Consider the following 12788-nt stretch of genomic DNA (forward strand, 5'->3'; position numbering starts at 1 on the left):
ATCCCTTATTCAAAATAGTTAAGCGTCTTAAAACCACCATCTTTAAGGTACTCATCTTTCTTCATCAAATGCAAATCAGAGATCACCATATCCTTCACCAGGGCAGGCAAATCGTACTTTGGCTGCCAGCCCAATTGTGTCTTGGATTTAGTCGGATCCCCCAATAAAAGGTCTACTTCGGTAGGCCTGAAATATTTAGGGTCTACTTTAACAACAGTTGTGCCAAGTTTCAGATTGGCTTCATTTAAACCCAGTTCTGCAATCTTATTCTGATCCACATCTATAATCACTCCTTTCTCATGCTCATCTTTTCCTGAGAATTCAATTTCAATGCCCAATTCCGCAAAACTCATCCTCACAAAATCACGCACAGCAGTGGTAATTCCAGTTGCAATCACAAAATCTTCTGCTTTATCTTGTTGAAGGATCAACCACATGGCTTCGATATAATCTTTAGCGTGTCCCCAATCACGCTGTGCCGATAAGTTACCTAAATATAAACAATTCTGAAGTCCTAAAGCAATTTTCGCTGCTGCACGGGTAATTTTACGGGTTACAAAAGTTTCACCCCTCAAAGGGCTTTCATGATTGAATAAAATTCCGTTACAAGCATAAATGTTATAAGCTTCACGATAATTTACTGTAATCCAGTAGGCATACATTTTGGCCACAGCATAAGGAGACCTGGGATAAAAGGGGGTTGTTTCACTTTGAGGAACGGCCTGCACCAAACCATATAATTCTGAAGTAGAGGCCTGATAAATCCGGGTTTTTTTTTCCATACCCAAAATCCGAATGGCTTCGAGGAGCCTTAGTGTGCCGACACCATCTGCATTTGCGGTGTACTCTGGCATTTCGAAACTCACATGAACATGGCTCATGGCTGCCAGATTGTAAATCTCATCTGGCTGGGTTTCTTGTATAATTCGGATCAGGTTGGTTGAATCGGTCAGATCGCCAAAATGCAGTTTAAAGTTTACCCCATTTTCATGCTGGTCCTGGTACAAATGATCAATACGGTCTGTATTGAACAAAGAAGAACGTCTTTTTAAACCATGAACAAAATACCCTTTTTTCAATAAGAATTCTGTAAGATAGGCACCATCCTGACCAGTTACCCCTGTAATTAAAGCTACTTTCATTTAGTTATATTCCTTTATTCAACGATTACATTCACACAATCTTAATTCTGAGAATTTTATAGTTGAACTTTTAGTTAATTTTTAATTATTTTTCTGATTTGCGAATATACAGAATATTTGTTTTTACGACCTTATTTCTAATCCATTACCTCAATTCTTCTGTTGTTCAGGATTATAAATTATTTATACACTGATTTAAACTGTCCCTCCAGTATGGAATGGCCAGACCAAAAGTTTTTTTAAATTTTGTTTTGTCCAGAACAGAATAATGAGGACGAGTGGCTTTAGTCACAAAGACATCAGAATTGACCGGTGTAACGGTTATATCAATTTCTGCGAACTCAAAGATTGCTTTAGCAAAATCATACCAGGAGGCGACACCTTCATTACTATAGTGATAAACACCATATACCTGGCTACCTGAATGTATAATATGCACAATGGCTTTGGCTAAGTCAATTGCATAAGTTGGGGTACCCACCTGATCGGAAATCACTTGTAAATGATCCTTAATCTGGGCCAGTTTTAACATGGTTTTGCAGAAATTATTTGCCTTTTCGGAATACAACCAACTCGTTCGCAAAATAAAATACTGATTCAATGTAGCAGATAATACCTGCTCTCCTTTTAACTTGGACAGACCATATACATTGATCGGTCCGGTTGCTCCATCTTCTCTAAGTGGAACACCTGTCTTTCCATCAAACACAAAATCAGTTGAAATGTGTATCAGTACCGTTTGATGAACACGACATGCTTCTGCAATTCTTTGGATCGAAAGCTCATTGATTTCATGTGCAAGTTCAACATCTTCTTCTGCCTGGTCTACAGCCGTATAGGCTGCACAATTGATACAATAAGCTGGCTTGTACTGTTCAAATACATCTTTCACTTGGCCGGCATTGGTAATATTCAACTCCTGTTCGGATAAAAAGATATACTTAAAAAGCTTTGAAGGTATTTTAACCACTTCCTGAAGGCACTGGCCAAGTTGACCTCCTCCACCGATAACAATAATATTTTTCATTAATTTTTATTCACAAAATGAAACTGGATCCCTACAGACACAGGATTGATCAGATACTCCCCTTTGTTGTACTTGCTCAACGTACGGGTATTTGCTGCATCCTGTGTAACGGCATCCTGCCGTTCGTAAGAGTAAAAAAACTCCAGATTGGTTTCTGCAAATATAGAAATCTGTTTGACAGGACTAAATTTAATCCCAAGAACAGGCGTAATGGTAAAGCCTTCTTTAGTGGCAATAATACTGCTTGCCGGAATAGCAGCAGCTCCCTGGCCACCAGCTGCCAGTTTATCGGTATTTACAACAACAGAATTACCTGTAAAACGATTATATCTATAACCTAAGTCTATGGCGAAATAAGGCTGAACTGCAGTATAAGTTAAATTTTTCTCAAAGCCTAACTTGAAGGCGTAGTCCTTTAAATTGCCTTTAACCAGCTCACAATTATTACAATTGTTAAAAAATTCGTCCGATCGGGTTAAATAATTACCACTGATCCTATAACTGAACTGGTTGTCATTAAATTTGATCATCCCCCCATTAAAATAGGCCTTCAAATAGTTGTTGCTATTTGACTGGTTCAAGATTTTAGGCATTTGTGCATAACTGAATCCGCGGACAACGATGCTGTAATTGTAGTCACCATTTTGCTGGGAAAAAACGGTTAGAGAGAGCGTTATAAAAGAAAAAATGAGTAGAATTTGTTTCATATATAACTTTTTGGGAATTTTTTACTTAAAAATAAGGATTTAAATGCATAAAAACCATTGCCAAAGCTCTAAGCAAATACCCGTCCAAAGATTTACATATATACCTTATACCGGAGATTTAACATAGAATTTATATGAGCAGCATAAATACTGGCTCTGGTTCAATACAATTTTTAGTACTCGAAAAGACCTAAAATCTTCAATTGTTGGTTCCAATTTTACAGAACATGCATTTTTAATCTCATTTTAATTGCTTTTTAACTAAAATTTAATTTTTATAGTTAAACTTTGATCAATAATACCTGTCTTACCTAAAACCTCTATACCTATGTTAAATCACTTACTTTACATTGACCCTGGAACAGGAAGCCTGTTTTACCAGGCCATTTTATCGGCAATACTCACCGTCTCGATTTTTGGCAATAAAATTAAACTGTATTTAAAGAGCATAATACACAGAACCAGAAACAAGGAGGGCAAAGGATGACACCCACCCAGCAAGAGATTTCTTATAAAGATCCTGCTGGTTTTGTGGTTAAGTTGGAAGATGGATTTTTCAGGTTCATTGCTTATGAATATGCTGATACATTTAATTACCTGATGCAATCAGGTTTGTATCAATTATTGGTCGAGCAGCAATTAATGATCCCTCATAAAAATGCAGATTCAAATACTGAATTCCCTTCTTATTATCAGAAAATTTTTCCACAGCAGCTCGATTTTATATCCTATCCATTTGAATGGTCCTATTCACAATGGCAGCAGATGATTTTAACTTACATCCGCATTAACGAAATTGCCTTAAAGCATGGAATGATCTTAAAAGATGCGTCCCCTTACAATTTCACTTTTTACGGCAATAAGTGTATTTTAATTGATACTTTGTCTTTTACCTTTTACAAAGAAGGAGATCCCTGGATTGCTTACAGGCAATTTTGTGAGGAAACCTTATCTCCCTTCCTTTTAATGCACTACAGAGATCCCAACTGGCTCAAATTGTATAGATCTGCCCTAAACGGCCTCCCTCTACGTTTTGTTAGCCGACAGCTTCCCCTTTCTACCTATTTCAACCCGGTTTGCTTAATGCATATCCATTTGCATAGCCGTTTTCAGACGAATAGGAAAGATAATGGCTCTTCAAGTACAGGATTAAACAAAGAGAAGCTCCAAGTCCTTTTGAGTTCCATCAAAAACAGCATTGCTAAAAAAACCAGGCCATTACTCAACACGAGTATTTGGGACAATTATTATGAAAAGGACATTGAAAGTGAAACTTATATAAAAGACAAAACAGAAATCATTACCCAATGGCTAAGAGAGATCAAGCCCAACAAAACAATTGATTTAGGTGCAAACACCGGAAAATTCTCCCGGATTGCCTCCAGTTTTTCAAAAGTAGTGTACGCCCTAGAAAGTGACATTTATTGTATTGATGAGATTTATAAAAGTAACCAGCAGACCGGATACAATAATATCACCCCCATTTTTTCTGACCTCGTTGATCCCTCCCCAGGCTTGGGCTGGAGCAACAAAGAGAAATCACCTATTTTAAAGCGTTTAAAAGGAGATATGATTATGGGCCTGGCCCTGATCCATCACCTTTGCCTAAGCAGAAACATTCCTTTGACTTTTGTTGCCAGGTTATTTGCAGACCTAAGCGTTTCTTTTGCCATTGTAGAATTTGTTCCCAAAACGGATCCAAAGTCGCAGCTTTTACTTCAAAACAAAGGGGATATATTTAGCCATTACACCGAAGAAACTTTTATTGAGTCCTTTGAATCGCATTTCAATCTAATTGCAGAGCATCAATGCAAAAATTCGTTAAGAAAATTATATCTATGGGAGAAAAAATAAAAAAATGGCTGGGCCGACCAATATATATTTATCTGTTTGGATTGTTTTTCCTCATTTACAAGACTTCTTTATGTTTTATTTTTTTTGACCCTTTAGTTTTTGTTTTTTTTTTATTTGGCTATTGTTCGATCAATTACATCATTATTCTGATACTTAAAAGGTTAAACCTGTATAAATATGGCGTACTTTGGATCCTATTGCTTTGGATATGTGTATTATTCACATATCCAATTGTATTAACATTAGAAAACTTTATAAATCCTGTCTTGATACGATTCAGGTACTTTCTAAGTATCATTGTCTTATTGACTTTTCTTATTTATCAAATTAAAAAAAGAATATCCCCTAAAAAAACACGAGCCATCAACTATGTACTAAATACTTTTACACTAATATTAACTGGATCGGTACTCTTCTCAGGATTAAATTCAGCAATAAAGGAACAAAAAAACTATACTAATCTTCAAAACAAAAAAGCCCCATCCATAGAAGTAAAAAACAAGAAAGACTTGATTTGGATTCTTCTAGACGAATATGCTTCTCCAAATAGTTTAAAAAGTCAGTTTAATTTCCATAATCCTTTAACCGACTCCTTAAGTTCAAAGAATTTCTATATCTTCAACACAATATTTTCAAGAAATGATACTACAATTCATTCTTTAAGTTCCCTATTCAATCTAGACGATAGCATTCCCAACCAGAATTTCACTTATGCCGCCAACAAACTAATTCATAGTTTATGGATTAAAAAATTAAAACAAGATGGATATAATTTCACAAATCTCGATTTTTTAAATATCGGGGCTGAACCAAAATTTCAACACTTAAGGATATTTCCCGATAATTATATTGATCAGATTTTAAATGAAACTCTTATTGCTGGTTTATGGGATAAGTTTAAAGGTAATACAATGCCATTTGACAACTACAACCAAAATATAATTCAAAAACTCCCCAGCATACTCCACCAAAAACACAAACAGCCTAATTTCTTATGGATACATCTTCTGATTCCTCATCCCCCATTTTACCGGGACGCAAACGGGAACTTAAACAAAAATCCAGTAGATGACCCCAGCAAATTCCCACCTTCTGAAGTCATTAAACAATATACCGGCTACGTCTCCTACGCCAATAAAGTCGTCCTAAACATCCTTAATCAAATCCCAGACTGGAAAAACAAAGTCATTGTCATTTCGGGAGACCACGGTGCAAGAATGTTGATCCCGCCCAACGACCCAAGAAGAAAACAGCCCTTCGCGGCCATCTATTACCAGGGTATGGACACAACCGCACTAAGCAAAATCAAATACTTACAACAAATCCCATTTCATCTGCACTAAAAAAACCTTTCAGCCGGGGGCCCATCTCTCTTATTTTCCCGGCCCCCGGAGAACAGTAAGCCCCAAGCTATCTCAGCACTTTAATACGGAGCAATTTAAGTGCATTACTGATTTGCTTCTTTACTGTTTTGTCTGAAAGGTTTAACTTTTCGGCGATATTTTTCTGGCTCATGTATTCATTTCTGCTCAGTTCAAAAATCTGCCGCATTCTTGGTGGCAGGGAAACCACTGCAGCCTGGATGGCAAGTGTCAGTTCTCTTTCCCTGATATAATCATCTGTAACAAAATCGCCTTTATCTATAAAATCTCCAAAGAAGACCAGGTAGCGCTCTATCACCTTTTTACGGTTGGCCATATTCAGGACCATGTTCCGAACAGAACCATACAGATAAGACCTTAAAGAAGTGGTAATCCGGATTTCTTCGCGTTTGGTCCATATATAAGCCAAAACTTCCTGGACAACATCTTCGGCATCTTTATGGTCAAACAATAGCTTGCGGGCATACAGATACATAATTCTCCAATAACGTCTGTATATTTCATTGAAGGCAAACCTGTCATTTTCTTTAAGCAGAGCCACCAGCTCTGCATCCGAAAAGGCTTTGTATTTTATCATTTTCACTGATTAAATTAAAAATCACTCCTGTTTTAGAAACAGTCCTTGCCCAGGGGACTGTTCACTCCACGCTCTTATTTCAAAATATTGTATTAATTAACAAATTATTACTCATTTTTATTATCTAGTTAAATAAATACACTCAAATATAAATAAATCTTATTCAATATACCAAATAATATATTAAATAAGATAAATCTTATCGCTCCCTTTGATTGGTGTCTGAAACTCATAAAAACGCAAAGACGGAATATGCAGAACGCTTAAAAGCATTCCGCAAAATGGCAGATGTCTCTCAGGAGAACCTGGCAAAGGCGATTTTTGTCCATCAACCTTATATAGCCTCCTTAGAAGCCGGAAATATTAGCATCGGTTTGGACAAGATGGAACAGATTGCCGCTTATTTTGGGGTAAAATATTATCACCTGGCCGATCCGGAGTACAGCATTCCGCCCAGACAGGTGCTTCGTGAAAATATAGAAAAGTATATTCGCTCTACCCAGACCGAATCAGGCTATCTGAAAAACGAAAGTCCTAATTTCACCAAAAGCATTGACCAGATACTGCAGGGTAGTTTTTTAATACAGCCCAGAAGCGCAAAAGAAATTGCAACAGAATGCAACAGATTATATGCTTCAGGCATCAGTTCTTCGAGGGTTTCAGATATTCTGGCACGTTCACCAAGAAAGGACCTGGTCGAAGTATTGAAAACTGCGAAAGGCCGGATCAAGCGGTATCAATTAAAACAAGTTTAAATAACTTCAAACTCTGTTTTCCCGGCAGGAACATAAAACATCAGGTCCAGCATTAATTCCTCTCTGGTTTGCTCATTCAGTAGATAAAGCGCAGGCTCCCCATTTGGTTTTTTCAGGGCAGCCGTTTTTCCACCCCCGCAAAGATGTACAATCGCATCTGCAGCAAGGGGAGCCATTTCGAAACCGGATTCAAAATCTTCAATCAGTCCCCCGACCCTTGCGTTGGCCTGCCCCTGGTCCAGATACATGGAAGTACACATAATATGTTCTCGTGCGGCAATGAGTTTTTTGAACCCATCATAATCTTTACGGCTTATCATTTTTCCAATCCTTTCATGAGCAGCCCTTAATTTGATTCCCACATCTTCTACATCCTTTAAAGGCCTTCCATTTTCCCAACCCTGCAGGTCATAAGGAACTGTTGCAGAAAATTCATTTTGATAGCGTTCAGCAGGAATCGGTTTTGCCTGATCAACCGCTGGGAATTTCTGCTGCAACAATTGCTCTTTAAACACAAATTCTCTTTGCGTATCATACAATTTTAGTTCAAACTCCAGAAAGGCTGCCGGGTTAAGGCTAAGTTCACCAGGATGCGGAAGCATTGTGGCCTTTATTGATTGCTTTCCGCTTTTAAGAATTGCAAAATTAACGGGGGCGACCGATGCGGCCTGACCAGGCAGGTTAAGCGTCATGACCGGGACATCGTTAATCCGGATCTGGAACATACAGCAGCCTGCACTAAAATGCAGCATATAATAGGGTTGTGCCATTGTTTGTGATTCAGTTAAAACCTTTTTAAATTTTTCTTAAGGGCATCCAGCGCGGTTTCGTTATTCCCGTTACCAGGTGCTTTTACATCATTATCCATGATAAATACATCTATGGTATATCCTTTTCTTTCTCCGTGACCAGGAAAATTATCCACCACGATCATCGTCTGATTGCTTCCTTGTCGTTTAAACATAAAAGGAGCATAACCATTCACCTTGTCCCTGTCCCGGTCTTTAGGGGCCGGACGCTCAAAAGACAGAGGCTGACCATAATTACTCCAGATATAACTGCGCAGCTTTTTGGCTTCCACCTCTTTTTCAATGTGCAGCTCAAGTCCCACCAAACGACCGTGCGCCCCATCATCGAAAACAAAGGTAACCCTGTTTACAGGAATATCTTTTGGCCCTTTTGCGCCACCATTACTAAATTCAACCGGACCAAAACGGAAAATACCCATGTTTTCTGTTTTCATTCCTGGCAAAAAAAACCAATCCGAACGTTCCGTGGCATAGGCGCCGGCTACCTTTAAAATACTTTCTGCTCCGGTATGATATGGTAGTTTTTCCAGATCTGTTTTTTGCTGTGCTCCGGCCTTTGCGGCCCATAATACGATCATAGTTATGGATAACAAATAAAATCTTTTCCTCATGGTTTCTCTGGTTATTTGTTCGCTTTTTGTTTCATCGCCGCGGTTACTTTCTCTATCATAAAACCAACATCTGGTGTGTAATTTTTTAAAGAGGTCAGCTGGGCCATTGGCTTGTCTGTATAGTTAACCATCGCCAGTCTGGCTTCTTCTTTATCCTGCGGATTTAAGGAAACCGTTAAAAAATAAGCCATGCTGTGCTCCACATCCAGCCAGGTTCTTTCAAAATACCTGATATTTTTATTAAACACAGTGGTATACGCATCCTGCGGATAAGGTGCCTTGCCCAATTTCTGGTCCATCGCAGCAGTCAATAATTTCACCTGCGTCTCTGAAAACAAGCGCAGCTCCACCAGGTGAATGGTGTTATCCTTAACCGAATAGTGGATCAGTACTTTATTTACAGAATCGGTTCCTTTACCGGCCAGTTCTGCATCCCCAAACTTCAGGATTTTAGGGTCGCTACTTTCAAAAATTTTATAGCCCGAAAGTGTCATGGCTCCGGACTTCCCATTTTCCAGCTTTAATCCGGTTTGCTCCATCACCTGGGTAATACTGACCTGGCCGTTAATGTTCGCCAGGTCAAAGCCGGCAGGTTTTGTGTTCTTACAGGAAAAATTCATCAGTGCCAGGGCAACAATTAAAATGGCTTTCTTCATAGGTTTAAATTTTACTCTTAATTCCTCATTAGGGGCACTTGTATAGTAATTCCGGATACTTCTTCCAGGCTTTCGATCACATCAAACTTTGGAATGATGCCTTTAAAATCGCCTTTGGCAATTACCCAGTCCCCTTTTTTATCTTTGATCACTTCAGCAGCCGGTACACCTTTTTTTGCCGCCAGCCCGACGCTGGCAGTAATCACATAATCTGCATCCATTCCGTCAAAGCCCAGTTTTGGTTTATAATACAATCCTTTATCATCATAATAAACACCATGCCCAAAAGTCACAGAGGCCCTTGCACTGGCCGAAGCTTCAAAATAGCCATCGACTTTAACCACGACCATAGCCAGTTCTCCTTTTATAATTACACCGGCCTCCAGTACAACACCCAATTTATTTGTTGCCTCTATTTTAAAAGTATCGTCTTCTCTTCCCGAAACGGTATTGAATCCGAAGCCTACATCGGTACTGATCCTGCTGAAAATTTTCAGGTTCATAAAAATGTCGGCATTTGCCTTAAAACCAACATCGTCATTCCCCAGCTTTAGCCCCGTTTTTAATTTATCTTTGAGCAAATAGTAAAATTTCAGTACGGGTTGTGAGGCGGTCCCTCCTGATACCGCTCCTGCGGCTGCCCCAATCAGGGCACCCAGTAAATCAATGGTCACTTCAAGGCCAATGAGTGGCTGGGCATGAAAGCCAATATCTATCCGGGTGCCCACTCTGGCAATAGGTGCCCTGTCTTTTTTTGCCCTTTGAAGCATCCAGGTTGCATCCAGGTCCAAATTCGGTGGCTCCACTTCAAATTTTACCGGAAGTTTATCAAAACCAATTCCCCTCACCGTACCTTTTGTAACATTGGTAATCCCGTCGGCAATAGAATTCAACGAAGAAAACAGGTCATAAAGTTTTTTGAACTTCCCTTCATGTTCCTTTTTAAATTCATCATGAGCTGTATAAGCTCCCTTCTGACTGTTCCAATCGCTGGTCAGGCTAAAGCCAAAGGTTGCATCCTTCTGTTTCCATCTCCGTTCAGCACCTTCCTTACCCGCCTTCTTTTGCATCTCTTTGTGCTCGGCTGGTGAAAGATTTTGCCATTTAACACTTAAAGCATTGTTTAGTTTCAGAAAAAAAGTAAGTCTCCACTTAATGTCCGAGTAAGCCTTAACCACCAGACTGTGTTTGTCCCTGTTGGTAAAATAAGCGCAGGAATTAATGTAAAAGAAAAAGCTGTTATAGGTGGTAGACATTGGCCAGATGTACTCATAGGCATGCTCTTTATCATCCAGGGGTGAATAAATTTTCGGGTGAATAGTTTCTTTCCCGTCCAGCTGCAAAGGCGTTTTTTCCTTTTTTTGGACCAGGTTACCGTAAGGTACATTGACCTGATGAGGGTTGGAAGGAAAATTACAAAGGCCCGCGGTTTTAAAATTGGCAATCTGAATGGGCAGTTCCCTCGCCTTACTTAAACCGGGGGCAATGGTTTCATATTGCATACTCAATGCATTGTGTGTAAAAATGAGCAGCTTGATGGTTGTCCTGCGGTTGACCAGGCTTTCCTTTTTATCCAGGTTCGGATCGGGATTGGCCAGCATGGTTTTGCCATAACCTTTGGAAACAATCCTTGAAGCATCCACGTTCCGGGAAATCAGGTAATCCATAGCGGCTTTAGCCCGCTTTTCCGAAAGCTGTAAATTGTACTCTGCAGTACCGAAGCGATCGGTATGTGAGCCCAGCTCCACGGGGATATAAGGGATTTTCATCAGTACTTCAGCAATTTTATCCAGTTTCTTTTTATCTACGTCCCGGACCTTAAAGGCATCGAAATCATAATTGATCTTTTCGTCTATATAAAATTTTGACTCCGTTATTTGTCCTTTAGCGTCAATTTTACCTTCATCAAAAACAGGGACCCTTTCCCCAAGGTCGGAGATCTCAATTTTGGTAAATTTACAGTGGTCAGGCTGCTTCAGGTTTTTTAGTGGCTCACCCACCGTCGCCACAGTCAGGTTGGTAGATTGTGCCATCGCCGAGGTCACCACTTTATTTTCCAGGCGCAGGAACCTGGCATGGATGTCCTGGTTCCGACTGTCTTTTACATAGGTTTTGGTATGGTTATCGATGATCTTAATGTAAAGCTCCTGTTCGCTAGGGCCAGATTTCAAGGCAGCGTACCATTTATAGGTGTTGCGGATCAGGTAATTGATTTCACCATTCTCACAAAGCACATTGTACAAGGTATCCACCGGCTCGTCTGTAAACCATTTGCGCCGGAAAATCTGTACAGTCAGCCGGTTTCCATTCAGTCCTTCGGTTTCCACGTGAAGGTGCACATCATCTCCAAAACGGATGGGCGATGTACCCAGGGGCGCTCCTTTATAGCTTTTACTCCAGTTGGATTTTACAATCAATTGCCCACAAATGCCCCTAACCAACAGGCCGGCATTTATTGATTTTTCCATCAGGCCACTTAAACTGGCTTCCAGGTAATACATCGGCACACTCCCACATAGTTTTTTCGGAACAGCAAAGGCCCTGAGCGACGGTCCACCTGTTTTAGTGGAGGTGAGTACTTTGGTTCTTTTGGCATCTTCGAAGAGCCAGCTGGTGTCATTTTTCTGAGCATCGGTTGTGCCGGGAAGCCACTCTGTAACTTCAAATGCGTGCGCTACATCGGCCGTTACGGCAATGACACCATTATTGGAAGAGCCTTTGTAATAACGTTCTCCAACACTTAAGCCTATTTTTTTTGGTCCTTTTGCCATATTATTCAAAGATGATACCTTCAATACTCACCGGTTCTTCTGTAAGCTCTCTTGGATCCACCGCCGGATTTAAGGTTTTGCTCACTTTAGGTTCGGCATTTTTAAAATTCTGACTGCCAGGTTCGGCTGTTTGGCCGTGTTTAATAATTTTAATACATCCTGACCCGCCTATAGGGCAGGTTGCGGTACTGTCTTCCAAAATGATTTTACCTCCATTGGTCAACAGGGTATGTTCATAAAAGCCCTTCCATTCGGTTACCACGGCTGTACAGGGATTGTTTTTCTGCTTTGCGCAAGAACCAAAACTATTTTTTTGAAAGGTTGATCCAATGTCTTTTGTACTGGCAATGTATTTGGCAGCACCATCTTTATCATTTGCATATTCTTGCTGATGCGTTTTTACCTTCAGGTTATCTGGGCTTGTACCGAAATTACACATACACATCGCCCCGTCTACCACTAAATGTTTTCCTGCCATAATGCGTGTCTTTAAATGA

General features: G+C 39.8%; 12 protein-coding genes. 3 read left to right on the forward strand and 9 right to left on the reverse strand.

Annotation, left to right across the window (positions count from 1 at the left end; genetic code table 11):
* Window positions 1-5 precede the first annotated feature (5 nt).
* From gmd to B0O44_RS04745, 3 genes are all read right to left on the reverse strand, one after another.
* Window positions 6-1142 carry a GDP-mannose 4,6-dehydratase gene (gene gmd, locus B0O44_RS04735; protein WP_110827636.1) on the reverse strand — a complete coding sequence of 379 codons (1137 nt, stop codon included), beginning with the start codon at window positions 1140-1142 and terminating at the stop codon, window positions 6-8.
* Window positions 1143-1314: 172 nt separating this feature from the next.
* The gene (rfbD, locus tag B0O44_RS04740) at window positions 1315-2169 is read right to left on the reverse strand and encodes a dTDP-4-dehydrorhamnose reductase (RefSeq protein ID WP_110827638.1); all 855 of its coding nucleotides are present in this window, start codon (window positions 2167-2169) and stop codon (window positions 1315-1317) included.
* Window positions 2169-2876, reverse strand: coding sequence for a hypothetical protein (locus B0O44_RS04745; RefSeq protein ID WP_110827640.1), 708 nt, complete (start codon window positions 2874-2876; stop codon window positions 2169-2171). The genes rfbD and B0O44_RS04745 overlap by 1 nt, the downstream gene beginning before the upstream one ends.
* Before the next feature lie 483 nt (window positions 2877-3359).
* Here B0O44_RS04745 and B0O44_RS04750 point away from each other — a divergent pair, with 483 nt between their 5' ends.
* On the forward strand, window positions 3360-4730 hold the full coding sequence (locus tag B0O44_RS04750) for an SAM-dependent methyltransferase (protein WP_110827642.1): 1371 nt from the start codon (window positions 3360-3362) through the stop codon (window positions 4728-4730).
* Window positions 4715-6073: a sulfatase-like hydrolase/transferase gene (locus B0O44_RS04755; protein ID WP_170123278.1), complete on the forward strand. Its 1359-nt coding sequence runs from the start codon at window positions 4715-4717 to the stop codon at window positions 6071-6073. The genes B0O44_RS04750 and B0O44_RS04755 overlap by 16 nt, the downstream gene beginning before the upstream one ends.
* A 67-nt stretch (window positions 6074-6140) precedes the next feature.
* On the opposite strand, the gene B0O44_RS04760 is transcribed toward B0O44_RS04755, so the two are convergent.
* Entirely contained in the window at window positions 6141-6689 is a 549-nt protein-coding gene (locus tag B0O44_RS04760; protein ID WP_110827645.1) for an RNA polymerase sigma factor, read from the reverse strand.
* Window positions 6690-6907: 218 nt separating this feature from the next.
* Here B0O44_RS04760 and B0O44_RS04765 point away from each other — a divergent pair, with 218 nt between their 5' ends.
* Complete coding sequence (locus tag B0O44_RS04765) at window positions 6908-7444, forward strand: helix-turn-helix transcriptional regulator (protein WP_110827647.1); 537 nt, start codon at window positions 6908-6910, stop codon at window positions 7442-7444.
* Here B0O44_RS04765 and B0O44_RS04770 read toward each other — a convergent pair.
* The 5 genes from B0O44_RS04770 to B0O44_RS04790 are packed head-to-tail and all read right to left on the reverse strand — an operon-like array spanning window position 7441 to window position 12769.
* Complete coding sequence (locus B0O44_RS04770) at window positions 7441-8214, reverse strand: hypothetical protein (protein WP_110827649.1); 774 nt, start codon at window positions 8212-8214, stop codon at window positions 7441-7443. The two genes, B0O44_RS04765 and B0O44_RS04770, sit on opposite strands and share 4 nt — an antisense overlap.
* Before the next feature lie 14 nt (window positions 8215-8228).
* Window positions 8229-8864, reverse strand: a complete 636-nt coding sequence (locus B0O44_RS04775) for a hypothetical protein (RefSeq protein ID WP_146229775.1) — start codon at window positions 8862-8864, stop codon at window positions 8229-8231.
* 11 nt (window positions 8865-8875) lie between these two features.
* The gene (locus tag B0O44_RS04780; protein ID WP_110827654.1) at window positions 8876-9520 is read right to left on the reverse strand and encodes a hypothetical protein; all 645 of its coding nucleotides are present in this window, start codon (window positions 9518-9520) and stop codon (window positions 8876-8878) included.
* 17 nt (window positions 9521-9537) lie between these two features.
* On the reverse strand, window positions 9538-12291 hold the full coding sequence (locus tag B0O44_RS04785) for an OmpA family protein (RefSeq protein WP_110827656.1): 2754 nt from the start codon (window positions 12289-12291) through the stop codon (window positions 9538-9540).
* Window position 12292: 1 nt separating this feature from the next.
* Window positions 12293-12769, reverse strand: a complete 477-nt coding sequence (locus B0O44_RS04790; RefSeq protein WP_110827658.1) for a DUF4280 domain-containing protein — start codon at window positions 12767-12769, stop codon at window positions 12293-12295.
* Window positions 12770-12788: the final 19 nt, after the last annotated feature.

This window comes from Pedobacter nutrimenti (assembly GCF_003208655.1).
In the GTDB taxonomy this organism is placed as follows: domain Bacteria; phylum Bacteroidota; class Bacteroidia; order Sphingobacteriales; family Sphingobacteriaceae; genus Pedobacter; species Pedobacter nutrimenti.

Coding starts and splice junctions, on each gene's coding strand:
- B0O44_RS04780 (WP_110827654.1), bottom strand. CDS start 9,520: ATGAAGAAAGCCATTTTAATTGTTGCCCTGGCACTGATGAATTTTTCC.
- B0O44_RS04755 (WP_170123278.1), top strand. CDS start 4,715: ATGGGAGAAAAAATAAAAAAATGGCTGGGCCGACCAATATATATTTAT.
- gmd (WP_110827636.1), bottom strand. CDS start 1,142: ATGAAAGTAGCTTTAATTACAGGGGTAACTGGTCAGGATGGTGCCTAT.
- B0O44_RS04760 (WP_110827645.1), bottom strand. CDS start 6,689: ATGATAAAATACAAAGCCTTTTCGGATGCAGAGCTGGTGGCTCTGCTT.
- B0O44_RS04785 (WP_110827656.1), bottom strand. CDS start 12,291: ATGGCAAAAGGACCAAAAAAAATAGGCTTAAGTGTTGGAGAACGTTAT.
- B0O44_RS04745 (WP_110827640.1), bottom strand. CDS start 2,876: ATGAAACAAATTCTACTCATTTTTTCTTTTATAACGCTCTCTCTAACC.
- B0O44_RS04790 (WP_110827658.1), bottom strand. CDS start 12,769: ATGGCAGGAAAACATTTAGTGGTAGACGGGGCGATGTGTATGTGTAAT.
- rfbD (WP_110827638.1), bottom strand. CDS start 2,169: ATGAAAAATATTATTGTTATCGGTGGAGGAGGTCAACTTGGCCAGTGC.
- B0O44_RS04750 (WP_110827642.1), top strand. CDS start 3,360: ATGACACCCACCCAGCAAGAGATTTCTTATAAAGATCCTGCTGGTTTT.
- B0O44_RS04775 (WP_146229775.1), bottom strand. CDS start 8,864: ATGAGGAAAAGATTTTATTTGTTATCCATAACTATGATCGTATTATGG.
- B0O44_RS04770 (WP_110827649.1), bottom strand. CDS start 8,214: ATGGCACAACCCTATTATATGCTGCATTTTAGTGCAGGCTGCTGTATG.